The sequence below is a fragment of the Actinomyces timonensis DSM 23838 genome (genome assembly GCF_000295095.1).
Lineage (GTDB): Bacteria > Actinomycetota > Actinomycetes > Actinomycetales > Actinomycetaceae > Actinomyces > Actinomyces timonensis.
This window is the reverse complement of sequence record NZ_JH806632.1, coordinates 509,507-534,224: the sequence shown is the minus strand read 5'-3', so window position 1 is coordinate 534,224 and position 24,718 is coordinate 509,507. Positions and strand designations below refer to the sequence as shown.

The following is a 24,718-nucleotide window of genomic DNA, read 5'->3' as shown; positions in this document are numbered from 1 at the left end:
CCGCCAGCGCGCGGAGAAGCGACCCTCGCGGCGGGGCAGTATGCGCGACTGTGGCGGGAATCGCAAGATCAAGGCTTCTCCCGATGTGGAAGGTACAAAACCTGCCGTGTACGCTAGCGCTTTGCGTCCAGTATGCGTGCTGTCGTCGATGGCCCTCTCGGACGGCGCGGTGAGGCCCTGCCACGATCCGCGTCATCCTGGGGGAAAACCGGTGTCAGCCATGCCGTCGGACGCGAGAGTGATCCCCGGACTGAGGGAAGGATCCCCACTTGGCTGCCTCGCGCACCTCTGCACCCACTGCCGCTGACATCGCCGCGCGCACCGCGTCACGGCGCATCAACTTCGCGAAGATCCCCGAGCCCATGCAGGCTCCGAACCTCCTCGCCCTGCAGACCGAGTCCTTCGACTGGCTCGTCGGCAACGAGAAGTGGCGCGCCCGCGTCAACGCCGCCAACGCCGAGCGCCCGGGCTCGCTGCCCGAGACCTCCGGCCTGGAGGAGATCTTCGACGAGATCTCCCCGATCGAGGACTTCGGCGAGACCATGGCGCTGTCGTTCCACGACCACCGCTTCGAGGAGCCCAAGTACACGGCGGAGGAGTGCCAGGAGAAGGACCTCACCTACTCCGCCCCCCTGTACGTGGTGGCCGACTTCGAGAACTTCTCCACCGGTGAGATCAAGTCCCAGACCGTCTTCATGGGCGACTTCCCCCTCATGACGGACAAGGGCACCTTCATCGTCAACGGCTCCGAGCGCGTCGTCGTCTCCCAGCTCGTGCGCTCCCCGGGGGTCTACTTCGAGCGCGCCACCGAGAAGACCACGGACAAGCACGTCTACAACGTCAAGTTCATCCCCTCGCGCGGCGCCTGGCTCGAGTTCGAGATCGACAAGTCGGACCGCGTCGCCGTGCGCATCGACCGCAAGCGCAAGCAGGACATCACCGTCTTCCTGCTCGCCCTGGGCATGGACGAGGCCGAGATCCGCAAGGAGTTCGCCGACTACCCGGCGCTGACCGTCGCCCTGGACGAGGACCGCAAGATCACCACCCAGGACGAGGCCCTCCTCGACATCTACAAGAAGATCCGCCCGGGCGAGCCGCCGAGCGTCGAGGCCGGTCGCACCCTCATCGAGAACTTCTACTTCAACCCCAAGCGCTACGACCTGGCCAAGGTCGGCCGCTACAAGATCAACAAGAAGCTGGGCCTGGACGCGGACCTGACCGACTCGGTGCTGCGCATCGAGGACATCACCGCCGCGATCAAGTACCTGCTCGCCCTGCACGCCGGCGCCGAGACGATCGAGGGCCTGCGCGCGGGTGAGATCGTAGACATGCCGGTCGAGTACGACGACATCGACCACCTCGGCAACCGCCGCATCCGCGCCGTCGGCGAGCTCATCCAGGCGCAGGTGCGCACCGGCATGAGCCGCATGGAGCGCCAGGTGCGCGAGCGCATGACCACCCAGGACGTCGAGGCCATCACGCCGAACACCCTTATCAACATCCGGCCCGTGACGGCCGCGATCAAGGAGTTCTTCGGCACCTCGCAGCTGAGCCAGTTCATGGACCAGAACAACCCCCTGGCCGGCATGACGCACAAGCGCCGCCTGTCCGCCCTCGGCCCCGGGGGCCTGTCGCGCGAGCGCGCCTCCATGGAGGTCCGCGACGTCCACACCTCGCACTACGGGCGCATGTGCCCCATCGAGTCCCCCGAGGGTCCGAACATCGGCCTCATCGGCTCGCTGGCCACCTTCGCCCGCATCAACCCCTTCGGCTTCATCGAGACCCCGTACCGCGTGGTCAAGGACGGCCTCGTCACCGACGAGACCCACTACCTCACGGCCGACGACGAGGACCGCCACATCATCGCGCAGGCCAACGTCGAGCTCACCGCGGACAACCACTTCGCCGAGGACCACGTCCTGTGCCGCGTCACCGGCGGCGAGCCCGCCCTGGTCCCCGCGGACCAGGTGGACCTCATGGACATCTCCGCGCGCCAGATGGTCTCCGTGGGCACCTCGCTCATCCCCTTCCTGGAGCACGACGACGCCAACCGCGCCCTCATGGGCGCCAACATGCAGCGCCAGGCCGTGCCGCTCATCCGCCCCGACGCCCCGCTCGTGGGCACGGGCATGGAGCGGCGCACCGCCGTCGACGCCGGCGACGTCCTCGTGGCCTCCAAGGCCGGCGTCGTCACCGAGGTCTGCGCGGACTTCGTGCGCGTGGCCAACGACGACGGCTCCGAGACGGTCTACAAGGTCGCGAAGTTCCTGCGCTCCAACCAGGGCAACTGCTACAACCAGCGCGTTGTTGCCTCCGAGGGCGAGCGCGTGGAGGAGGGCACCGTCCTGGCCGACGGCCCTGCCACCGCCGAGGGCGACCTCGCCCTGGGCCAGAACCTCCTGGTCGCCTTCATGACCTGGGAGGGCCTCAACTTCGAGGACGCCATCATCCTGTCCCAGAGGGTCGTCTCCGAGGACATCCTCACCTCCATCCACATCGAGGAGCACGAGGTCGACGCCCGCGACACCAAGCTGGGCGCCGAGGAGATCACCCGGGACATTCCCAACGTCTCCGAGGAGACCCTCGCCAACCTCGACGAGCGTGGCATCATCCGCATCGGCGCCGAGGTCCGCAGCGGCGACATCCTCGTCGGCAAGGTGACTCCCAAGGGTGAGACCGAGCTGACCAGCGAGGAGCGCCTCCTTCGCGCCATCTTCGGCGAGAAGGCCCGCGAGGTGCGCGACACCTCCCTGCGCGTCCCCCACGGCGAGTACGGCATCGTCACCGGCGTGCGCGAGTTCGACGCCGCCAGCGAGGACGCCGAGCTCCCCGCGGGCGTCAACCGCATGGTGCGCGTCTACATCGCCCAGCGCCGCAAGATCACCGTGGGCGACAAGCTCTCGGGCCGCCACGGCAACAAGGGCGTCATCTCCAAGATCCTCCCGGTGGAGGACATGCCCTTCCTCGCCGACGGCACCCCCGTCGACGTCATCCTCAACCCGCTGGGCGTGCCGAGCCGCATGAACATCGGCCAGGTCCTCGAGCTCCACCTGGGCTGGGTGGCCTCCCGCGGATGGGACGCCACGGCCGCCCGCGAGGCGGGCCAGGAGTGGGCACTGCGCCTGCCGGACAACGGCGTGACCGCCGAGCCGCGCACGCTCGTGGCCACCCCGGTGTTCGACGGCGTCCGCGACGACGAGCTCATGGGCCTGCTGGACTCCACGATCCCGGGCGCCGACGGCAAGCAGCTCGTGGCCCCCAACGGCAAGGCCCGGCTCTTCGACGGCCGCTCCGGCGAGCCCTTCCCGTACCCGGTCTCGGTCGGCTACATGTACATCCTCAAGCTCCACCACCTCGTGGATGACAAGATCCACGCCCGCTCCACGGGTCCGTACTCGATGATCACGCAGCAGCCGCTGGGCGGTAAGGCCCAGTTCGGTGGCCAGCGCTTCGGCGAGATGGAGGTGTGGGCCATGGAGGCCTACGGCGCCGCCCACGCCCTCCAGGAGCTGCTCACCGTCAAGTCCGACGACGTCGTGGGCCGTGTCAAGGTCTACGAGGCCATCGTCAAGGGCGAGGACATCCCCGAGCCCGGCATCCCCGAGTCCTTCAAGGTGCTCATGAAGGAGATGCAGTCCCTGTGCCTGAACGTCGAGGCACTGGACGCCGAGGGCAATGTCATCGGCCTGGACGACACCGACGACGACGGCCGCCGCGCCTCCGAGGAGCTCGGCTTCGACCTGGGCCGCCGCCCGGGCGGGGCCACGGCCTCCACCATCGACGAGATCTGACCCATCGGAAGTAGGAACTGTGCTCGACGCCAACGTCTTCGATCGCATCCAGCTCGGACTGGCCACCGCGGAGGACATCAAGTCCTGGTCGCACGGTGAGGTCAAGAAGCCCGAGACCATCAACTACCGCACGCTCAAGCCGGAGAAGGACGGTCTGTTCGGCGAGCAGATCTTCGGCCCCACCCGGGACTGGGAGTGCGCCTGCGGCAAGTACAAGCGCGTGCGCTACAAGGGCATCATCTGCGAGCGCTGCGGCGTGGAGGTCACCCGCTCCAAGGTGCGCCGCGAGCGGATGGCCCACATCAAGCTGGCCGCGCCCGTCACCCACATCTGGTACTTCAAGGGCGTCCCCTCGCGCCTGGGGTACCTGCTCAACCTCGCACCCAAGGACCTGGAGAAGGTCATCTACTTCGCGGCCTACATGGTCACCGAGGTTGATGAGGAGGGCCGTCACGACGACCTCCCCTCGCTGCGCTCCGAGTTCGAGGTGAAGAAGAAGCACGTCGAGCAGGCCGGCGAGGCCGACGTCGAGGCCCGCCAGCGCCGCCTCGAGGAGGACCTGGCCGCCGCCGAGGCGGAGGGCGCCGAGGCCTCCCAGCGCGACAAGCTCCGCAAGACCGCCGAGCGCGAGATGGGCGCCATGCGCCGCAAGAACCAGCGCACGCTGGAGCACATGGACAAGGTCTGGGACCGCTTCGTGGGCCTCAAGGTCGGCGACCTCGAGGGCGACGAGGTCCTCTACCGCGACATGCAGGCGGACTACGGCATCTACTTCAAGGGCGCCATGGGCGCCCAGGCCATCCAGGACCGCCTGCGCGGCTTCGACCTGGAGGCCGAGGCCGAGGCCCTGGCCGAGGTGGTCGCCTCCGGTTCCGGGCAGCGCAAGACCCGCGCCATCAAGCGCCTCAAGGTCATCAACGCCTTCCGCATGACCGGCACCAAGCCGGAGTCGATGGTCCTGGACAACATCCCGGTCATCCCGCCGGATCTGCGCCCCATGGTGCAGCTCGACGGCGGCCGCTTCGCCACGTCCGACCTCAACGACCTCTACCGCCGCGTCATCAACCGCAACAACCGCCTCAAGCGGCTCATCGACCTGGGCGCCCCGACGATCATCGTCAACAACGAGAAGCGCATGCTCCAGGACGCCGTCGACGCCCTCTTCGACAACGGCCGCCGCGGCCGCCCCGTCTCCGGCGTCGGCAACCGCCCGCTGAAGTCCCTGTCCGACATGCTCAAGGGCAAGCAGGGCCGCTTCCGCCAGAACCTCCTGGGCAAGCGCGTGGACTACTCGGGCCGTAGCGTCATCGTCGTCGGCCCCCAGCTCAAGCTGCACCAGTGCGGCCTGCCCAGCCAGATGGCCCTGGAGCTGTTCAAGCCCTTCGTCATGAAGCGGCTCGTCGAGCTCAAGGAGGCCCAGAACGTCAAGGCCGCCAAGCGGATGGTCGAGCGCGCCAACCCGAAGGTCTGGGACGTCCTGGCCGAGGTCATCCGCGAGCACCCCGTGCTGCTCAACCGCGCCCCCACCCTCCACCGCCTGGGCATCCAGGCCTTCGAGCCCCAGCTCATCGAGGGCAAGGCGATCCAGCTGCACCCGCTCGTGTGCGGCGCCTTCAACGCGGACTTCGACGGCGACCAGATGGCGGTCCACCTGCCGCTGGGCACCGAGGCCTCCGCTGAGGCCCGCATCCTCATGCTCTCGAGCAACAACATCCTCAAGCCCTCCGACGGCCGCCCCGTGACCATGCCCAGCCAGGACATGATCATCGGCACCTACTACCTCACCCAGGAGCCCGACCCGGCCGTCGAGGTCGCCAAGGGCGCCGACGGCGAGGAGATCGTCCCGGCCTTCTCCTCCTTCGCGGAGGCCCTCATGGCCCACGACTTCGGCAAGCTCGACGTCAACGCCACTTGCGACATCCGCTTCACCGAGGGGATCGCCGCGCCCGAGGGCTGGCAGGCCCCCGAGGGCTGGAGCGAGGGCGACCCGATCACCCTGCGCACGTCGCTGGGCCGGGCCGTGTTCAACACGGCGCTGCCCGAGGCCTTCCCCTACGTCAACTACACGGTGGACAAGAAGGCCCTGGGCAACATCGTCAACACGCTCGCCGAGTCCTTCCCGCGCGTGGACGTGGCCGCCTCCCTCGACAAGCTCAAGTCGAACGGCTTCTACTGGTCCACCTGGTCCGGCATCACGGTCGCCTTCGCCGACGTCGTCTCCCCGGAGGCCAAGGCGGAGATCCTGGCCCGCCACGAGGCTGAGGCCGCCCAGATCGAGGAGCAGTTCGACCTCGGCGCGCTGACCGAGGAGGACCGCTACTCCTCGCTCATCGACATCTGGACCAAGGCCACGGCCGAGGTCGCCGAGGCGATGCGCGAGAACTTCCCGCACCGCAACACCGTCTACCAGATGGTCGTCTCCGGTGCGCGAGGCAACTGGGACCAGATCCGCCAGCTCGCCGGCATGCGCGGCCTGGTGGCGGACCCGAAGCAGCGCCTCATCGACCGCCCCATCAAGTCGAACTACCGCGAGGGCCTGAGCGTCCTGGAGTACTTCATCGCCACGCACGGCGCCCGCAAGGGCCTGGCGGACACCGCCCTGCGGACCGCCGACTCCGGCTACCTCACCCGCCGCCTCGTGGACGTCTCGCAGGACGTCATCGTGCGCGAGGACGACTGCGGCACCCGCAAGGGCCTCACCAAGCGCCTCTTCACCTGGAAGGACGCCGACGGCGAGCGCTTCAAGGACGTCTCGGAGATCCTCGACACCACGGTCATCGGCACCACCGCCGCCCGTGACGTCGTCGACGCCGAGGGCAACGTCGTCATCCCCGCTGGCGCCGACATCGGCACCGCCGAGGCGAACGCCGCGATCGAGGCCGGCATCGAGGAGATCACGGTGCGCTCCGTGCTCACCTGCGACTCCGCCGTCGGCACCTGCGCCGCCTGCTACGGCCGCTCGCTGGCCACCGGCAAGCGCGTCGACATCGGCGAGGCCGTCGGCATCATCGCCGCCCAGTCCATCGGCGAGCCCGGCACGCAGCTGACGATGCGCACCTTCCACACCGGTGGCGCGGCCGGCGCCGCGGACATCACGCAGGGTCTTCCCCGCGTGCAGGAGCTCTTCGAGGCCCGCACGCCCAAGGGCGAGGCCGTCGTGGCCGAGGCCGCGGGCACGCTGGCCATCGAGCAGGACGCCGACGGCAAGCGCCTGGTCATCAAGCGCGACGACGGCGAGGAGGACCTCGTAGTCCCCGTCTCCTCGCGCCGCCGCCTCCTGGTGGTCGACGGCCAGCACCTCGAGCCCGGCCAGGCCCTCACCGAGGGCCCGGTGGACCCCAAGAAGATCCTGCGCCTGCGCAGCGTCGGCGCCACCCAGCGCCACCTCGTGGACGAGGTCCAGGAGGTCTACCGCTCCCAGGGCGTGGACATCCACTCCAAGCACATCGAGGTCATCGTGCGCCAGATGCTGCGCCGCGTGACCGTGCTCGACCCGGGCGACACCACGCTCCTGCAGGGCGACCTCGTGGACGTCATGACCTACCGCTCGGAGAACCGCCGTGTGGTGGCCGAGGGCGGCAAGACCGCCTCCGGGCGCACCGAGCTCATGGGCATCACCAAGGCCTCGCTGGCCACGGACTCCTGGCTGAGCGCCGCCTCCTTCCAGGAGACCACGCGCGTGCTCACCGAGGCCGCCATGAACGGCAAGTCCGACCCGCTGGTGGGCCTGAAGGAGAACGTCATCCTGGGCAAGCTCATCCCCGCCGGCACGGGCCTGGCCCGCTACTCGGACATCGAGGTGGAGCCCACCGAGGAGACGAAGGCGGAGGTCTTCTCCCGCACCGGCTTCTCCGAGGACATGTTCGGCGTGGGGGAGAGCGTCGCGCTCGACGACTTCTCCTTCGGCGGCGACTTCCGCGCGGACTTCTCCGACGACTTCCGCACGGGCTTCAACAGCCAGGACGTGGAGTTCTGACTCAGTTCTCATCCGCCCCCGGGCCGCGGCGGGCTCGCTGAGCACTCCGCGAGCCCAGCGCGCCCGGGAGCGCGAATGATGGCCGTGGGCCGGTCCCCAGCAGGGACCGGCCCACGGCCATCAGTTGTGACAGGGTTTCACCTGGGCATTCATCATTGAGTCCAATTTGAGGCCTGGCAGGGCGGTGCCTGCCCCGGCCAGAGCGGGCGAGTATGCGAGAATCCTTGACGAACGGAGGCATCCCGTGACAGGCCGGTCCGCGTATCCCTGAACGAGCGGACCTGGCGCGCGGGGCGCCTCGGGAGTGGGCCCTGAGCTCTCCGGTGGAGCGCTCCCGTCCCTAGCCTCCTCTCCGCCGTGACCCGAACAGGAACCCAGCCATGCCCATCACCCAGGAGAACGCGACCTGGTTCGCCGACACCTTCGGCAAGATGGTCGACAACGTCGGCCAGGCCCTCCTGGGCAAGGAGGATGTCATCCGCCTCGCCCTGACCACGATGCTCGCCGAGGGCCACCTCCTCCTGGAGGACGCCCCGGGGACCGGCAAGACGGCCTTGGCCCGCGCCATCGCGGCCACCGTCCAGGGCACGCACTCGCGCATCCAGTTCACCCCCGACCTCCTGCCCAGCGACATTACGGGCGTGACCGTCTACGACCAGAAGACCGGTTCCTGGGAGTTCCACCCCGGGCCTGTCTTCTCCTCGATCGTCCTGGCCGATGAGATCAACCGCGCCTCGCCGAAGACCCAGTCCGCCCTCCTGGAGGTCATGGAGGAGTCGCATGTGACGGTCGATGGGGAGCGCCATGACGCGGGCCGCCCCTTCATGGTCATAGCCACCCAGAACCCGGTCGAGCAGGCCGGCACCTACCGGCTCCCCGAGGCGCAGCTCGACCGCTTCCTCATGAAGACCTCCGTGGGCTACCCGGACCGCACCGCCCTCACCCAGGTGCTGGCCGGCTCGGCCCGCCCCGACCGGTCCCAGGCGATCTCCGCGGTCATCTCCTCCTCCGCCGTCGCCTCCATGTCCGACCTCGCCTCGGAGAACCACGTGGAGTCCGCCGTCCTGGACTACATTGGTGCGCTCATCGAGGCCACCCGGGAGGATCCGTCCACCCGCCTGGGCGTGTCCACGCGTGGCGCCATCGCCATGACCCGGGCGATCCGCGTGTGGGCCGCCTCGCAGGGCCGCGCCTACGTCCTGCCCGACGACGTCAAGGCACTCGCGGAGGTCGTGTGGGCGCACCGGCTCGTCATGGACCCCGACGCCGAGTTCGCCGGGGCCACGGCCACGCAGGTCATCACGGCCGCCGTGGGGAAGGTCCCGGCGCCGACCGCCCGTATGTGAGGCCCCGAGCCGGCGTCCCGGGCGTTGCTGGCCGCCCTCCGCACGGTCCGGGCCCGTCCCGGAGGGCGAGATATCCCACGTCCTCGATCCAGTTCATCCCTTCATGGGGGAAGCGCGAGCGGCCAGTCCTCGCTACGCTCAGATCACGGATCGGTGAAGACTCGTGTCATCCATCCATGATGACGCTGGCGTGCCGCATCCGATTCCGTGCCCGCGAGGCGCGGTGACTCTGCAATCTGCGCCCCACCCACTGACTGGGCGACGCCGATCAGGATGGACGTGACTATGACTCTCCCCAGCACCAGCGATCCCGGGCTGCTCCCGCCGCACCTCGCAAGCGCTCCGCCGGCGCGGCTCTCAGCGCGATTCATCGCCTTGCTGCTCGACGGCGTCCTCGGGGGACTGCTCGGCCTCGTCATCGGAGCCACCGTCTGTGGAGGCAAAGCGGTCGGCGATACCGCCGGTGCCATCATCGGTGGACTCGTCGGCGCGATCATCGTCCTGTGGGTGGCGATCAAGTATTGGATCATCGCCTTGATGAGGAAAGGCGCGACACCCGGTATGCGCATCGCGGGCGTGACCTGGGCCCGCTGGTCCTACCCCGACTACCCCGGCTGGCAGGGCCTGATCAAGAAGATCATCCAGTCGCTCATCGGCATCTTCACCATTGGCATCGGCGCGATCATCGTCTACTGCTGCACCCGCGACGAGTTCGACCGCTTCTGGTTCGACCGGGTGACCGACATCTACGCCGTCGACGCCAAGAACTCCTCCTTGCCCTGGGGCGAGGAGCCCATCGCCGTTGCCCCCGCCTACAACGACGCTGGATCGCCCCTGGCCATGATGGGCGGCGACCCGATGGGCGGCGCCTCGGAGGCGCAGTCCTCGACCGGCGACTGGCAGCTCCGTCCCGACGAGGCCCTGCGCGCTGAGTCATCCGGCTTCGGCGCCCCGGCTGGCCAGGCCCCATGGCAGCAGCCGGGGCAGGACCAGTACTCCCTGGACGCCCAGGGCCCTCAGGGCACTGCCCCCGCCGAGTGGCAGCAGGCGGACCAGACCGACTGGCAGGGCGCCCCCGTCGCCCCTGCTCCCGGGCCCGACGCCGCCGCGCCCGCTCCTGAGACCGCCCCCTCGCTCGCCCAGGCCCCGGACGCGGCGGAGATGCTCGCCTCGCTCCAGGCGCAGACCACCTACATCGATCGGGACGCGGCTCGCGCCGCCTTCCAGGGCAGTCCGAACCAGGCCGACGATCAGGCGCCCCGTCGCTCTCGGGGCGCTCACGCGGCACCGGAGCCCCAGGTCCCCTCCGCCCCGCAGGCGCCGTCGGCCCCAGCGGTTCCCTCCGGCGCTGGGACATCGGGCCAGTGGCCCTCGCCCGAGCCCCAGGCGCCGGCTCCCGGTGCCCCCGCGGCCGAGGGAACCGGCTGGGTCTCCGCGCTGCAGTCCTCCCAGCCGCAGGCGCCCCAGACCGGCCCGGAGGGCATCCCGGCATCGGGCGGCTGGCAGAGTGGCGGGTGGGATCAGGCGCAGGCCTTCCAGCAGCCCGGCTACCAGCAGCAGGACGCCCAGCCGTTCCAACAGGGCCAGCCCTTCTCCCAGCCGTACCAGCAGCCCCACCAGCCGGGCGCGGCTCAGCCGGCTGAGCCGGTTCAGCAGGGCTTCAGCCAGGCGCCGGTCCAGCCGGGGTACGCCCAGGCGGACCAGCTCGCGCAGGCCTACCAGACCGGCCAGCAGGCCCCGCAGGCGCCCGCCCAGCCATACCAGGCCCCCGGACTCGCCGAGCCGACGCAGCCCTACCAGCAGCCCGGCTACGAGCAGCCCGGCTTCCAGCAGCAGCCAATCGCCCCCTACGCCTCGCCCGCCGGGCAGGCCCAGCCGGGCCTGCCCGTCCCGGGCCCCGAGCCCACTCCGGCCGCGCCGTTCCAAGCGCCGCAGGTCCCTCAGGCCCCCCAGCCTCCACAGGTTGAGGCTCCCGCCCCCCAGGCCCCGGGCGCTGGAGCCTACGAGGCGCAGGTGGCGGGCGCCGCGGCAACCGTCGTCTTCGACCGCTCCTCCGCGCAGCGGGCAGGGATCGGCGCGCCGTCCCTGCGCCTGGCCCTCGATACCGGCCAGGTGGTCCAACTCAGCGGGACCTCCCTCATCGGCCGCGCGCCCGTCGCCGCGGGCCCCTGGGCGCAGGCCCAGCCCGTGCCCGTGGACGACCCGGCCTTCTCCATCTCCAAGACGCACGCCCTCATCACCTACGACGGCGGCCGGCTCGTCATCCAGGACCTCCAGTCCACCAACGGGACGGTCGTCGTCGAGCCCAGCGGCGCGGCCACCCAGGTGCTGCCGGGCATGATGGTCCCCGTGCCCGTCGGCTCCACGATCCGTCTGGGCGAGCGCACCGCGCGACTGGAAGCCTGAGATGTCGCGAGGAGGTGAATCGAGGGCGGGCGCTCGCGCGATCGTCCTGGATCATGGCGCCGCCACCGATACCGGCCTGACCCGCGCCCACAACGAGGACTCCTACCTCGCCGCCCATCCTGTCTTCCTCGTCGCCGACGGGATGGGCGGCCATGAGGCCGGGGACGTGGCCTCGAGGACCGCCCTGGCCGCCTTCTCCCCATATCTCGGCGCTCCCGAGATCTCCGGTGACGCCCTCATGGAATGCCTGGGCCGCGCCGCGCGCGACGTCGACGCCCTGGGAGCCGACCGCGACCCCCTCATGGGGCTGCCGGGCTGCACCCTCAGCGGCGTCGTCGTCACGAGCATCGACGGGCGCGCCTGCCTGCGGGTGCTCAACATTGGGGACTCGCGGACCTACCGGATGACTCCCGACGGCGTTGAGCAGATCACAGTGGACCACTCGGAGGTCCAGGAGCTCATGTCCTCAGGCCAGCTGACCGCGGGTGAGGCACTGGCCTCGCCCCGCCGCCACGTCATCACCCGCGCGCTGGGGGCGGGCATCGGCCCTGTGGCCCTCGCCGACCATTTCCTCATCCCCGCCAGGGCTGGCGATCGGCTCATCGTGTGCACTGATGGGGTCAGTGGTGAGATTGATGACGATTCGATCAGCAGCATCGTTCACCGAGGCCAGAGGCCCCAGGAAACAGCGGATTCGCTCATTGACGCTGCACTGGGGGCTGGCGGCAGGGACAATGCGACAGTTATTGTCATCGACGTTACCCACGCTCCGCCCGCGATGACGGACACCGCGCCGGACGTGGACAGTACGACGATCCCGTCGACGAAGCACGACACGCTGCCCCGAGCGCGGGAGCAGCACAGCAGCAAGGAGAACCCCTCATGAGGCACGCGCAGAGCATCCCTGGCCATGCTGCCGCCCTCCACATCCCTGGACTGACCCGCACCGCCATCTGCGAGCGCGGCCTGGCTGCCGTCGCCTCCGCCCGCGGCGGGGAGGCCTCTACCGAGGACGTCCCCCGGCTCTGGTCCGCGATGCTCGATGGCGCTTCCCTCATCGATCTTCTCCACGGGCTCATGGACTCCCACGGCGGGAGCGTCTTCGACCTGCCCGAGTTCGTCGTCGCCGTTCTGGAGGACGGCGAGCTGACCGCTGCCGTGAGGGGCAGCCTTAAGCTCATCGTCGACACCGACGAGGGCATGCGCACGATCTCCGCCCCCGAGGTGCTCGCCTGGGAGGAGGTCCGCCTGCGCGGCGTGCGCGGCATCGGCCTCGAGCTCACCGACTCCGCCGCTACGGACACAGCCCCGCTGCCGGTGGCCTCCGGCGTTGTCGCCGCCTCCTCCGTCGCCCTGGGCTCCCTGGCAGAGGGCTCCCGGAAGTCGTCCAGTTCGGAGGCCCCTTCCTCCGACGACGAGGAGGCTGGACCAGCGGGTTCCGCTGGTACCACTGACACCTCCGCCACCGACTCCGCCGCTGCTGAGCCGGCCGCCGAATCGACCACTGACTCCGCCGTCGCCGAGGCCCCCCAGGGCCGCAGCCGCAGCGGCCGCCGTGCCGCGGCTCAGGCCGCAGCCGCCGTGAACGAGCCCTCCCCGGCTGATCTCGCGGAGATCGACGCGATCGTCGGCATCCCCTCGCAGGCAGCGCCCACGGGTCCCATCCCGATCAGGGACGGTGCCGCGGGCACGGTTGGCACCGATGGCGCTGACGGCGCTGACTCCGCCGTCGACGACGAGACGACCGCCTCCCCGATCGCCGCGGACCACCAGCCCTCCCTGCTGGCGGCGCCATCGGTGAAGTCCCCGGTGCTGTCCGCCACGGGCGCGCCCGAGGACGCGGTCATCAGCCGCTGGCAGGCCGAGCGCCGCCCGGGCATCGATGGCGCTGCGGGCGGTGAGACCGGTGCTGGTACTGGTGATGCGCGGGCGCTGCCCGACGTCGCCGCGCCGATCGTCGCCGTCGAGCCCATCAGCGCCGACGACGTCCCCGCGGTCAACGACCTGTCCGAGCTGACCCGCGCCGCGAGGCGGCTCGAGGCCTACGCGGAGGCCGAGATCGCCGCCACCGCCGAGCCGACGCCGGTCCTGCCGATGCCCGCCCAGGTGGGCGGCAGCGCTGCCGACGCCGGTGTGGGGATCAGCGCGCCCGCGAGCGACAAGGCCGCTGAGCCCTGGTCGCATGACGGGCAGACCCTCACCAACATGCCCGCCGCCACGCCGTCAGTCGAGGAAGCGCCGGCCACTGCCGGCAGCCCCCAGGCGGGCGGCTCGTCCAGCGCCGCCGCGGCCGCGGGAACCTCCGCTCCCGCGACCACGGACGAGGAGGAGCCGGCGAACGCCGTCAAGGTCCTCGCCGCGTTCTGCACAGAGGGCCACCCGAACCCGATCCACGCCCCGCACTGCCGCGTGTGCGGCGGGGCGCTGACCAGCCGCACCGGGCACGTCAACCGGCCCGTGCTCGGCACGCTGCACGCCTCCGACGGCACCGCCCTGCCGATCGACGGCGACATCATCATCGGGCGCGTGCCCAAGTCGGACGCCCCGGAGGGCGAGCCCCAGCCCCGCCTCATGGCGGTCATCAGCCCCTCCAAGGCCATCTCCAAGTCCCACTGCGCGGTGAGGCTGGACGATTGGGACCTGAGCGTCGAGGACCTGGGCTCGACGAATGGCACGATCCTCATGCGCCCCTCCGAGCCCCCGCGCCGTCTCACCCAGCACCAGCGGGCGCTGCTGCGCGCGGGCGATGTCATCGACCTGGGCGACGGCGTCTCGGTCCTCGTCGAGGCCTGAGCCCGCGATGGGCGCGGCGCGCGGGGGCGCCCCGCCGGGCGTCCCGAGCATCCCCGGCATGGAGCCCCTGCGACCTCTTGGTCGCGGCGGCTTCGCCGACGTCGTCCTGTGCCGTTGGGCCGGGGGGAGTCTGGGCAGTGAGGCCGGTGGGGCCAGCGGCGATGGCGGGGACAGCAGGGATGCCGGCGATGCCCCTGTGTGCGCCGTCAAAGCGCTGCGCCCGGGGGCTCCCGAGGGGCGGGCACGCGCCTTTCGGCGCGAGATCGCGCTCCTCATCGAGCTGTCCGGCCATCCGGGCCTGCCCACCGTTCTCGACTCGGGCGTGGCGGCCGATGGGCGGGACTGGGTCGCCCTGGAGCACTGCCCGCCGCCCGCCGTCGTCGATCTCCTCGAGGCTGGGCCGCTGCCGGTGGAGCGGGCCCTGGAGATCGTGCTGGGCGTGGCCGGCGCGGTGGCGGCGATCCACGGGGCGGGGTACGCGCACCGCGACATCAAGCCGGCGAATATCCTCCTCGACGCCATGGGGGCGCCGGTGCTCATCGACCTCGGGATCGCGGCCCCGCTCGGCGCGAGCGCCGGGGGAGGCACGGCGGGCGGGGCGTCCCCGTTGTGGGCGCCCCCGGAGCAGCAGCTCGGCGAGGGGGCGGTGGCGCCGTCGGCCGATGTCTACGCGCTCGGGGCGACGCTCCACACCCTGCTCGCCGGCCGCTCCCCACACGAGGCGGAGGGGGAGGGGCGCGCCGGCGCGGCAGGGCGATGGACCGGTGGGGACCAGCTCTCCGTGCTCAACCGGGTCATGCACGAGCCGCGCCCGCCGATCGGCCGGGACGACGTCCCCGAGGCCCTCGAGGCGCTCCTCTCCCGCGCCCTCGCCCTCAACCCCGCCGACCGCCCCGAGAGCATGGAGGCCTTCACCTCCGCCCTCCGCCCCCTCGCCGAGACCGGTCGATATCAGGGGGCGGGTTCCGGGGGTGAGTGCAACACCCGGTGTCGGGGGCGAGTTTAGCCGGTGGTGGGTTGGGCGGTGAGGAAGGCGTTGAGCGCCTCGGCTGGGGTGGCCCAGTGGAGGGTCTCGCGAGGAGCACGACGGCGCGTGGCGAGGATCATGCGCGAGCGGGCGCCCGTGGTCTGGCCCGGGTGGCGCCGCCCGAGTACTGTTGCCCCCGGTGCCCGCATCCGGGCTCCGATCTCCATTCCGTTCCCAGCGGTCGAGCAGCGCGCGAGCGCGCCCCTCCGCCATGCGGGTCTGCCGCAGCGGGAACCGACGGGTCCTCCAGTCCACTGGCCGGAGGGCTCCGGGCGTCCGAGGACCATGCCCCGGGCGGGCCGGCCCCGCCATGAGCGCGGTGCGCGTCGTCGCGGACCAGGGGAGCGGGGCTGGTGAGGGCAGCAGCACTGTCAGCATGCACTCAAGATGGAGAATCCGTAGTGCCTACGATTCAGCAGCTGGTCCGCAAGGGCCGCTCGACGAAGCGCTCCGCGTCCAAGACGCCGGCGCTGAAGGCCAGCCCGCAGCGTCGTGGCGTGTGCACCCGCGTGTACACCACGACCCCTAAGAAGCCGAACTCCGCCCTCCGGAAGGTCGCGCGTGTGCGCCTCTCCTCCGGCATCGAGGTCACGGCCTACATCCCCGGCGAGGGGCACAACCTCCAGGAGCACTCGATCGTGCTCGTCCGCGGTGGTCGTGTGAAGGACCTTCCCGGTGTCCGCTACCACATCGTGCGCGGCGCTCTCGACACCCAGGGTGTCAAGAACCGCCAGCAGGCACGCTCCAAGTACGGCGCCAAGAAGGAGAAGAAGTAATGCCTCGTAAGGGCCCCGCCCCGAAGCGCCCGCTCGTCGTCGACCCCGTCTACGGCTCCCCGGTCGTCACCCAGCTCGTCAACCGCGTCCTCCTCGACGGCAAGAAGTCGACGGCGGAGCGCATCGTCTACGGCGCCCTCGAGGGCGTCCGCGCCAAGACGGACCAGGACCCGGTCTCCGTGCTCAAGCGCGCGCTGGACAACATCCGCCCGGCCCTCGAGGTCCGCTCCCGCCGCGTCGGCGGCGCGACCTACCAGGTCCCGGTCGAGGTCCGTCCCAACCGCGCCACCACGCTGGCCCTGCGCTGGCTGGTCGACTTCTCCCGGCAGCGCCGCGAGAACACGATGACCGAGCGCCTCATGAACGAGATCCTCGACGCCTCCAACGGCCTCGGCGCCGCGGTCAAGCGCCGCGAGGACATGCACCGCATGGCCGAGTCCAACAAGGCCTTCGCGCACTACCGCTGGTAAGCCCCATCGTCGGCCGGGGCGGGATTCCCGAAGCCGCCCGCCTGGCATCCCTTGGGGCCCCGCGCCCCGGAGCCGCCTCGCGCGATCGCGGGCCCGAGCCCGCCCCGCCCGACGCGAACCCACAGATCTCTCGAACGAAGGACACCACACGTGGCACTCGACGTGCTGACCGACCTCACCAAGGTCCGCAACATCGGCATCATGGCCCATATCGATGCCGGCAAGACGACCGTGACGGAGCGCATCCTCTTCTACACGGGTATCAACTACAAGATCGGCGAGACCCACGACGGCGCCTCGACGATGGACTGGATGGAGCAGGAGCAGGAGCGCGGCATCACCATCACCTCCGCCGCCACCACCTGCTTCTGGAAGAAGAACCAGATCAACATCATCGACACCCCCGGCCACGTGGACTTCACGGTCGAGGTCGAGCGCTCCCTGCGCGTGCTCGACGGCGCCGTCGCGGTCTTCGACGGCAAGGAGGGCGTGGAGCCCCAGTCGGAGACGGTGTGGCGCCAGGCGGACAAGTACAACGTCCCGCGCGTGTGCTACATCAACAAGATGGACAAGCTGGGCGCGAACTTCGACTTCTCCGTCCAGACCATCCGGGACCGCCTCCACGCCACCCCGATCGTCATCAACTTCCCGATCGGCGCCGAGAACGAGTTCTCCGGCCTCGTCGACGTCCTGGAGATGCGGGCCATCCGCTTCCCCGAGAAGGACGCCGACGGCAAGGACACCCGCGGCTCCGTCGTCGAGTACGAGGAGATCCCCGCCGAGCTCGTGGCCAAGGCCGAGGAGCTGCGCGCCGAGCTCGTCGAGACGGTCGCCGAGGCCGACGATGCCCTCATGGAGAAGTACCTGGAGGGCGAGGAGCTGAGCATCGCCGAGCTCAAGTCCGGCATCCGCAAGCTCACCATCGCCGGCAAGGCCTTCCCGGTCATGGCCGGCTCGGCCTTCAAGAACAAGGGCATCCAGCCCGTTCTCGACGCCGTGCTCGACTACCTCCCCTCCCCGCTGGACGTCCCGGCGGTCGAGGGCCACAAGCCCGGCAACGAGGAGGAGGTCGACACCCGTCCGGCCGACGCCAAGGCGGACTTCTCGGCGCTGGCCTTCAAGGTCGCCACGCACCCCTTCTACGGCAAGCTCGTCTACGTCCGCGTCTACTCCGGCAAGGTCGCGCAGGGCGAGCAGGTCCTCAACGCCACCAAGGGCAAGAAGGAGCGCATCGGCAAACTCTTCCAGATGCACTCCAACAAGGAGAACCCGGTGGAGGTGGCCTCCGCGGGCCACATCTACGCCTTCATCGGCCTCAAGGACGTCACCACCGGTGACACCCTCTCCTCCCAGAGCGCCCCGATCATCCTGGAGTCCATGACCTTCCCGGACCCGGTCATCCACGTGGCGATCGAGCCCAAGACCAAGGGCGACCAGGAGAAGCTGGGCGTGGCCATCCAGAAGCTGTCCGAGGAGGACCCGACCTTCACCGTCCGCCTGGACGAGGAGACCGGCCAGACCGTCATCGGCGGCATGGGCGAGCTGCACCTGGACGTCTTCGTGGACCGCATGCGCCGCGAGTTCAAGGTGGAGGCGAACGTCGGTAACCCGATGGTCGCCTACCGCGAGACCATCCGCAAGAAGGTCGACAAGGTCGAGTACACCCACAAGAAGCAGACGGGTGGCTCCGGCCAGTTCGCGAAGGTGCAGATGTCCTTCGAGCCCCTGGAGGTCGTCGAGGCCGCCGAGGGTGAGGAGAAGGTCCACTACGAGTTCGCCAACGCCGTCACCGGTGGTCGCGTGCCCCGCGAGTACATCCCCAGTGTCGACGCCGGTGTCCAGGACGCCATGCAGACCGGTGTGCTCGCCGGTTACCCGATGGTGGACATCAAGGCCACCCTCATCGACGGCGCCTACCACGAGGTCGACTCCTCCGAGATGGCCTTCAAGATCGCCGGCTCCATGGCGTTCAAGGAGGGCGCGAAGAAGGCCAGCCCGGTCATCCTCGAGCCCATCATGGCCGTCGAGGTCCGCACGCCTGAGGAGTACATGGGCGACGTCATCGGTGACCTCAACTCTCGTCGCGGCATGATCCAGTCGATGGAGGACGCCGTCGGCGTGAAGGTGGTGCGCGCCAACGTGCCGCTGAGCGAGATGTTCGGCTACGTTGGTGACCTGCGGTCCAAGACCCAGGGCCGCGCGGTCTACTCCATGACCTTCGACTCCTACGCCGAGGTCCCGCGCAACGTCCAGGAAGAGATCGTCGCCAAGGCGAAGGGCGCCTGAGCCCGCCGGCCCCGCGAGGGGCCCATGAGCCCGGGGACCGGACTGATCCGGCCCGGTCCCCGGGACTGCTCGGGCCGTTCGGCGCCGAGCTCGCATTCCAGTAAGATTTCCAACAACCATCCTGTAGTGGCTCTGGCAGGAGGACCGGCTAGCATGTGCTAGTCGAATCCCGACGAAGAGCACTACCCGAGTCCCAGGAGGACACCAGTGGCCAAGGCCAAGTTCGAGCGGACCAAGCCGCACGTCAACATCGGAACGATCGGTCACGTCGACCACGGCAAGACGACGCTGACCGCCGCGATCTCGAAGGTTCTGCACGACGAGTACCCGGAGCTCAACCCCTTCACCCCCTTCGACGAGATCGACAAGGCTCCTGAGGAGCGCCAGCGCGGTATCACGATCAACATCGCGCACGTCGAGTACGAGACCGACAAGCGCCACTACGCGCACGTCGACGCCCCCGGTCACGCCGACTACATCAAGAACATGATCACCGGTGCCGCCCAGATGGATGGCGCGATCCTCGTGGTCGCCGCCACCGACGGCCCGATGGCCCAGACCCGCGAGCACGTCCTGCTCGCCCGTCAGGTCGGCGTCCCCGCCCTCCTCGTCGCCCTCAACAAGGCTGACATGGTTGACGACGAGGAGCTCCTCGACCTGGTCGAGATGGAGGTCCGCGAGCTGCTGTCCTCCCAGGACTACGACGGCGACAACGCCCCCGTGGTTCGCGTCTCCGCGCTCAAGGCCCTTGAGGGCGACGCCGAGTGGGCCGCCAAGATCAAGGAGCTCATGGACGAGGTCGACACCTTCATCCCGACTCCCGAGCGTGACATGGACAAGCCGTTCCTCATGCCCATCGAGGACGTCTTCACCATCACCGGTCGCGGCACCGTCGTCACCGGCCGTGTCGAGCGCGGCAAGCTGCCGATCAACTCCGAGGTCGAGATCCTCGGTATCCGCGAGGCCCAGAAGACCACGGTCACCGGTATCGAGATGTTCCACAAGCAGATGGACGAGGCCTGGGCCGGCGAGAACTGCGGTCTGCTCCTGCGCGGCACCAAGCGCGAGGACGTCGAGCGCGGCCAGGTCGTCTGCAAGCCCGGCTCCATCACCCCGCACACTCAGTTCGAGGGCCACGTCTACATCCTCACCAAGGATGAGGGCGGCCGCCACAACCCCTTCTACTCGAACTACCGTCCGCAGTTCTACTTCCGGACCACGGACGTCACCGGCGTCATCACCCTGCCCGAGGGCACCGAGATGGTCATGCCCGGCGACACCACCGAGATGAGTGTCGAGCTCATCCAGCCCATCGCCATGGAGGAGGGCCTCGGCTTCGCCATCCGCGAGGGTGGCCGCACCGTCGGCTCCGGCCGCGTCACCAAGATCATCAAGTGATGATCGCTGCGTGAGCAGCTCCTGCGCTCTGTGGGCCTATGAATTTCCGGCTCTGTGAGCCCCCGGTTCCCCCGGTACTCCCCGCGAGTACCGGGGGAACCCGCATTCCCGCCGAAACCGGTCGAACAGCACGGCGAGATGCCGATGAAAGGGCGCCGAGCTGGCTTATTGGACACTTTGTGTTGGTTTGAGGTCGGGTTTCCCTGGTATCGCGGTGTTTCCTCGGTGTTGGAGTCGGTTCGTCCTGGGTCCATCCCCGGACATTCCGTGTTGGTCGGACACGGGGTTTTCGTTGCAATGGCGAGGAAAACCCGCGTCTTGACTCACTGATCGGGCAGTGGGGACCCCGAACATATCGTGTTGGCCAGGCGCCGGGTTTTCGTCGCGATGGCGCCGGAATCGGCGTGATGAAGTCGGCGCGGCGGGGCCCGCCCGAGCCTGCCGATCCCACCCGTGCCGCCCGTGGGGCGGCGCCCGCCGGCGCCGCGCAGATGCGCGGGACTCGCCTCGTTGTGAACGTGCCCGGGAGTTGTGGACGTGCTCCAGGGTTGCCGACGCGCCCCGGGGGCACATCCACAACCCCAACGCACGTCCGCAAACCCGCCGCACGTTCACAAGTGCGGGGGCGGGGCGTCAACCGAGTGCGCCCATGAGTGAGCCCAGGTGAAGCCTCCTCCGATACGTGGCCGTCGTGGCCCTCCGGACGGGGGTTCGCCCCTCTGACCGGGGTCTTACCCCATTGGACGGGGGCAACGACCCCGTCCTGTGCCCCGAACACCCGGCATGACCCCCGAACACCCGGCATGACCCCCGAACCCGCGTCATGTCGCCCGAACCCGCGTACAGACAGTCCGGACGGAGCGCGGCGTGGGCGTCGTCGGCGACGCTGTGCCGTCGGGCAGCGCCTGGAGCCCGCCGCGGGCTCGCGTGGGTGTGTCTTGAGCAGCGCTGGGCGGTCGTGGGCGACCCTGCGCCCTCGAGAGCACCGCGGGGTGCCTCCTGCACCAGCGGTTGCCTCCAGCACCGTGGGTTGCGTTCTCACCGCAGCCGAAGGTGCTCAGCGCAACCCGCAGTGCTCAGCGCAGCCGCCGGTGCTGAAAGCACCCGACGAGACCGCCGACCGGGCCATCGACCCCAGCGCCAGCAGAAACCAGAACCAACAGCAAACGTCCATAAGCCGCCGAGCGCTGTCCCAGGACGAGGCGCTTCAGAAGGTGCGGCTCAACTGTGATCCTTCGAGAATCCCGCTGTATTCCGCCGCTTGTAGGGAATCGGCTGCGATGCTGACGCCCGGAAGGGCTGAATATCGGGGGATACTTCCTGTGACGAGGAGTTTGTGCGTGCTATCGTGATGCGAAACCTGCCGGATAGGTCCTCAGTCCTCATTCGCGCAGTGGAGAGCGGGTCCGTTCCCCATCCTCAGGACTCTGCTCACCCCCCCATCCCATCCCCGTTTCAGCAATCCTGCTGAGGTCGCTCGCCCGGCCGGAGTTCCCACTCATGACTCATCCCGTTCCTCGCCGTCGTCGCTACGGACACGCGGCCACCACGGCTCCGCTGGCGGCGCGCCGTGCTCGTCTGGCGGCTGTGCTCTCCTCCGCCGCGCTGATCGTCGTCCATACGCTGGGCGCCGGAACGCCCCCGGCGACGGCGATCTACGCGGCGCCTGACGGCGGATCCGGCCAGTACGCCGAGGTCATCGACTGGATCGACTGGACGGAGATGACTGGGGCCGAACTCGACACGGACGGCAGGACGCGGCGCATCGCTGTCGACGGCGGCACGGTGACGGTATGGTCCACGCCCACCAAGCTCGTGGAGGGCCAGTGGCGCTCCAGCCAGTGCACGATCAGCGAGGTCGAGACCCACTTCGAGAGTGTCGACCCTAGCGGGAAGAACCCGCCGATCAATGCCGATGCCGGCCTCCGGCTCGGTTACGTCCCCGGTTCCTGGGTGGGGGATGGCCTCGCCCGCCTCTACAACGACTCCTCCCGCTATGACAACGGCGTGGAGATCCAGCCGGGCTGGCTGGATCAGAGCGTCAACTACAAGACCAAGAACGTGCGCTCGAATCTGCCGATCGGCATCTCCAACGTGCAGGGCGGCAAGTACGGCAACTCGGCGAACGCCTACTTCAAGTTCGACTGCACCACCTACGCGATCGAGTCGGCGTCGAAGCCGGCGAAGAGCGCGCTGGACGGCCTGCCGAAGAAGCAGATCCCCATGGTGGGCATGGTCTACGCGGACGCGGAGGCCTCCAACTGGATGCCTGGATCCCGCGAGTCCATCACCGTTGACGCTATTCCCATGGAGGGCAAGAGCAAGCGCGATGTGACGTTCCGGCTGATGGAGAGCACTCGCTCCCCGGGTTGCACGACGAGTTCCTGGGGAGGGGAGACCACCTTCCCCTATCCGTCCGGCGCGCGGACCGGACTGCAGCTGCGCCCTGATGGCTACGAGTGCGCCACCTGGGCGGTGCGGAACGTCGGCCACGGCCCTTCCTCGGTCTTCTTCATGGAGAACGCCGACGGCGGCTACGTCGAGATCAAGGGCGGCGGCGTGAGTGCGATGGCGCTGGGCGTCGTCACCTATGTGGATCACGGGGATGCCCCCGCCTCCTACGGCGAGGCGGCCTCCCTGTTCCAGCCCACCTGGTGGGGCGGCAAGCCCGGCGGTACGGACACCACGGATATCTCCTCCTCGCCCGCGCCGCCCGAGGCCTCGGGCACCTGGTACAACTTCACCGACGCGCAGGCCCAGGGCTATGTCGCGGAGGCCTCGGCCCCGCGCCTGCGCCTCGGCAAACGCGTGGATGCCGAGCCGGACTCGCCCATCTCCGCAGATGCCACAGGGGACGACGTTGTCGGCAGTAGGAACGACGAGGACGCGATCGGCACGGCCAATTCACCGGGATTGACCGCGGAGACCTATATCGGGGCGGACTGGAGCACCACCTTCACGTGCGCGGGCGCGGGAGCGACCGTCGTCGGCTGGATCGACTGGAACCGCAATGGCGTTTTCGACGACGGCGAGCGCTCCTCGATGAACCCTGATGGCTCCCCGACCACCTGCGATGGTTCCAAGGCGACGCTCACCTGGAAGGTGCCAGCGGACGCGAAGCGCTCTGTTCCCGGGGAGGCCGGCTCGGCGTCGACCTTCGCGCGCCTGCGCATCACGGACGACCGGAACCCGGACGGTTCCCCGGTGATCCCGGGGCCCACAGGCCTGACTCTCAACGGTGAGGTGGAGGACCACGGCAATATCACCGTGCTGCTCCCGACGCTCACGCTGAAGAAGAACGTCGTCAACGATTCCGCCAACGGCGCGGGTATCGAGGCCGACCAGTGGACGCTGACCGCCTCTCAGGGCGGCGGCGAACTCCTCTCTGGCGCCGGGCAGGCCGCGGAAACGCCCATCCCCGTGGGCGAGGTCAACCTCGCCGAGGCGTCGACGAACTCGGTGGCGGGTGGCTACTCATCGTCGGCATGGACCTGCTCCTCAACCGACGGGGCCGCGGACTACTCCTCCACCGTGGCCTCCCAGGAGGGCACGGGGACGGGGACGCTGACGGTCAACAACCACGACCGCATCACCTGCGAGATCACGAATAGCGCCCAGGCCGGTGCCGTCACGTGGACCAAGACAGAGGCCGACGGCGCCACGCCCCTGGGCGGGGCCACCTTCACCCTCACGCGCACGAGGACCGACGGCTCGGATGAGCAGACCTTCGAGGTGGCGGATTGCGTGGGGACCTGCGAGGAAACAAGCCTCGATCAGGATGGCCGCGCCGGCTACTTCCGGCTGACCGCGCTTTGGGGCGATTACACGATCGTGGAGTCGGCCGCGCCGAAGGGCTATGTGAAGTCCGATGATCGGAAGGCCGGGACACTCGACTACCGCTCGCCCCGAGCGGATGGCACCCTCTCGCTCGACCTGGGCACGGTGACGAATACCCGGGCACTGGGGGCGGTGATCTGGTCGAAAACCGATGCCGCCACGGGCGAGGCATTGGCAGACTCCCAGTGGGAGCTCACCGCCGATGATATTCCGGCGGGCACGCTCATCTCGGATTGCGTGGATGGTGACTGCGCGGCCCAGGCCAATGGCGCCACATACTTCGACGCCGACCCGCGCCCGGGGTATTTCAAGGTGCGGGGACTGCCCGCGGATGACGCGGTGACCCGCGCGGTGACCGAGCACCGGGCGCCGGCCGGGTACACCCTGGATACCGCTCCTCACGAGTTCACCATCACGGTTGCAGCTGACGGCACCCCTCAGGACCACGCCTTCCCGGGGGCGTTCACCAACGCCAAAAGCCCGGTGCCGACCCTGCCACTGACCGGCGGCATGGGCGCCGACATGTTCTATATCGGTGGCGGAGTGCTTGGCGCCCTGGCGATCCTGGCTGGGATCGTTCGCCACAAGCGACGGTGAAGGGCTCCGCATCCA

At 69.5% G+C, this 24,718-nt stretch carries 13 protein-coding genes; 12 read left to right on the top strand and 1 reads right to left on the bottom strand.

Annotation, left to right across the window (positions count from 1 at the left end; translation table 11 throughout):
* Nucleotides 1-269: 269 nt before the first annotated feature.
* From rpoB to A1QA_RS13115, 7 genes are all read left to right on the top strand, one after another.
* On the top strand, nucleotides 270-3,791 hold the full coding sequence (gene rpoB, locus A1QA_RS0102400) for a DNA-directed RNA polymerase subunit beta (protein WP_017177336.1): 3,522 nt from the start codon (nucleotides 270-272) through the stop codon (nucleotides 3,789-3,791).
* A 19-nt stretch (nucleotides 3,792-3,810) separates the two neighbouring features.
* Complete coding sequence (locus A1QA_RS0102395; protein WP_017177335.1) at nucleotides 3,811-7,767, top strand: DNA-directed RNA polymerase subunit beta'; 3,957 nt, start codon at nucleotides 3,811-3,813, stop codon at nucleotides 7,765-7,767.
* Nucleotides 7,768-8,147: 380 nt separating this feature from the next.
* Nucleotides 8,148-9,113 (top strand): AAA family ATPase, encoded by a 966-nt coding sequence (locus A1QA_RS0102390; RefSeq protein WP_017177334.1) that lies wholly within the window; start codon nucleotides 8,148-8,150, stop codon nucleotides 9,111-9,113.
* 285 nt (nucleotides 9,114-9,398) lie between these two features.
* Nucleotides 9,399-11,519, top strand: a complete 2,121-nt coding sequence (locus tag A1QA_RS16675) for an RDD family protein (protein ID WP_026048619.1) — start codon at nucleotides 9,399-9,401, stop codon at nucleotides 11,517-11,519.
* Between the two features lies 1 nt (nucleotide 11,520).
* The gene (locus tag A1QA_RS13120; protein WP_017177333.1) at nucleotides 11,521-12,405 is read left to right on the top strand and encodes a PP2C family protein-serine/threonine phosphatase; all 885 of its coding nucleotides are present in this window, start codon (nucleotides 11,521-11,523) and stop codon (nucleotides 12,403-12,405) included.
* Complete coding sequence (locus A1QA_RS0102375) at nucleotides 12,402-14,312, top strand: FHA domain-containing protein (protein WP_017177332.1); 1,911 nt, start codon at nucleotides 12,402-12,404, stop codon at nucleotides 14,310-14,312. The genes A1QA_RS13120 and A1QA_RS0102375 overlap by 4 nt, the downstream gene beginning before the upstream one ends.
* Before the next feature lie 58 nt (nucleotides 14,313-14,370).
* Entirely contained in the window at nucleotides 14,371-15,318 is a 948-nt protein-coding gene (locus A1QA_RS13115) for a serine/threonine-protein kinase (RefSeq protein WP_167320634.1), read from the top strand.
* Here the strand turns inward: A1QA_RS13115 and A1QA_RS15695 are convergent.
* Nucleotides 15,315-15,506 (bottom strand): hypothetical protein, encoded by a 192-nt coding sequence (locus A1QA_RS15695; protein ID WP_154652196.1) that lies wholly within the window; start codon nucleotides 15,504-15,506, stop codon nucleotides 15,315-15,317. The two genes, A1QA_RS13115 and A1QA_RS15695, sit on opposite strands and share 4 nt — an antisense overlap.
* A gap of 234 nt (nucleotides 15,507-15,740) precedes the next feature.
* Here A1QA_RS15695 and rpsL point away from each other — a divergent pair, with 234 nt between their 5' ends.
* The 5 genes from rpsL (at nucleotide 15,741) to A1QA_RS0102340 (ending at nucleotide 24,703) form a co-directional block, all read left to right on the top strand.
* Nucleotides 15,741-16,115, top strand: coding sequence for a 30S ribosomal protein S12 (gene rpsL / locus A1QA_RS0102360; RefSeq protein ID WP_017177329.1), 375 nt, complete (start codon nucleotides 15,741-15,743; stop codon nucleotides 16,113-16,115).
* Nucleotides 16,115-16,585 (top strand): 30S ribosomal protein S7, encoded by a 471-nt coding sequence (gene rpsG / locus A1QA_RS0102355; RefSeq protein ID WP_006548368.1) that lies wholly within the window; start codon nucleotides 16,115-16,117, stop codon nucleotides 16,583-16,585. Before rpsL ends, rpsG begins: the two co-directional genes overlap by 1 nt.
* Nucleotides 16,586-16,735: 150 nt before the next feature.
* Entirely contained in the window at nucleotides 16,736-18,871 is a 2,136-nt protein-coding gene (gene fusA, locus A1QA_RS0102350) for an elongation factor G (protein WP_017177328.1), read from the top strand.
* A gap of 207 nt (nucleotides 18,872-19,078) precedes the next feature.
* Nucleotides 19,079-20,269, top strand: a complete 1,191-nt coding sequence (tuf, locus tag A1QA_RS0102345; RefSeq protein ID WP_017177327.1) for an elongation factor Tu — start codon at nucleotides 19,079-19,081, stop codon at nucleotides 20,267-20,269.
* 1,587 nt (nucleotides 20,270-21,856) lie between these two features.
* The gene (locus A1QA_RS0102340; RefSeq protein WP_017177326.1) at nucleotides 21,857-24,703 is read left to right on the top strand and encodes a CshA/CshB family fibrillar adhesin-related protein; all 2,847 of its coding nucleotides are present in this window, start codon (nucleotides 21,857-21,859) and stop codon (nucleotides 24,701-24,703) included.
* Nucleotides 24,704-24,718: the final 15 nt, after the last annotated feature.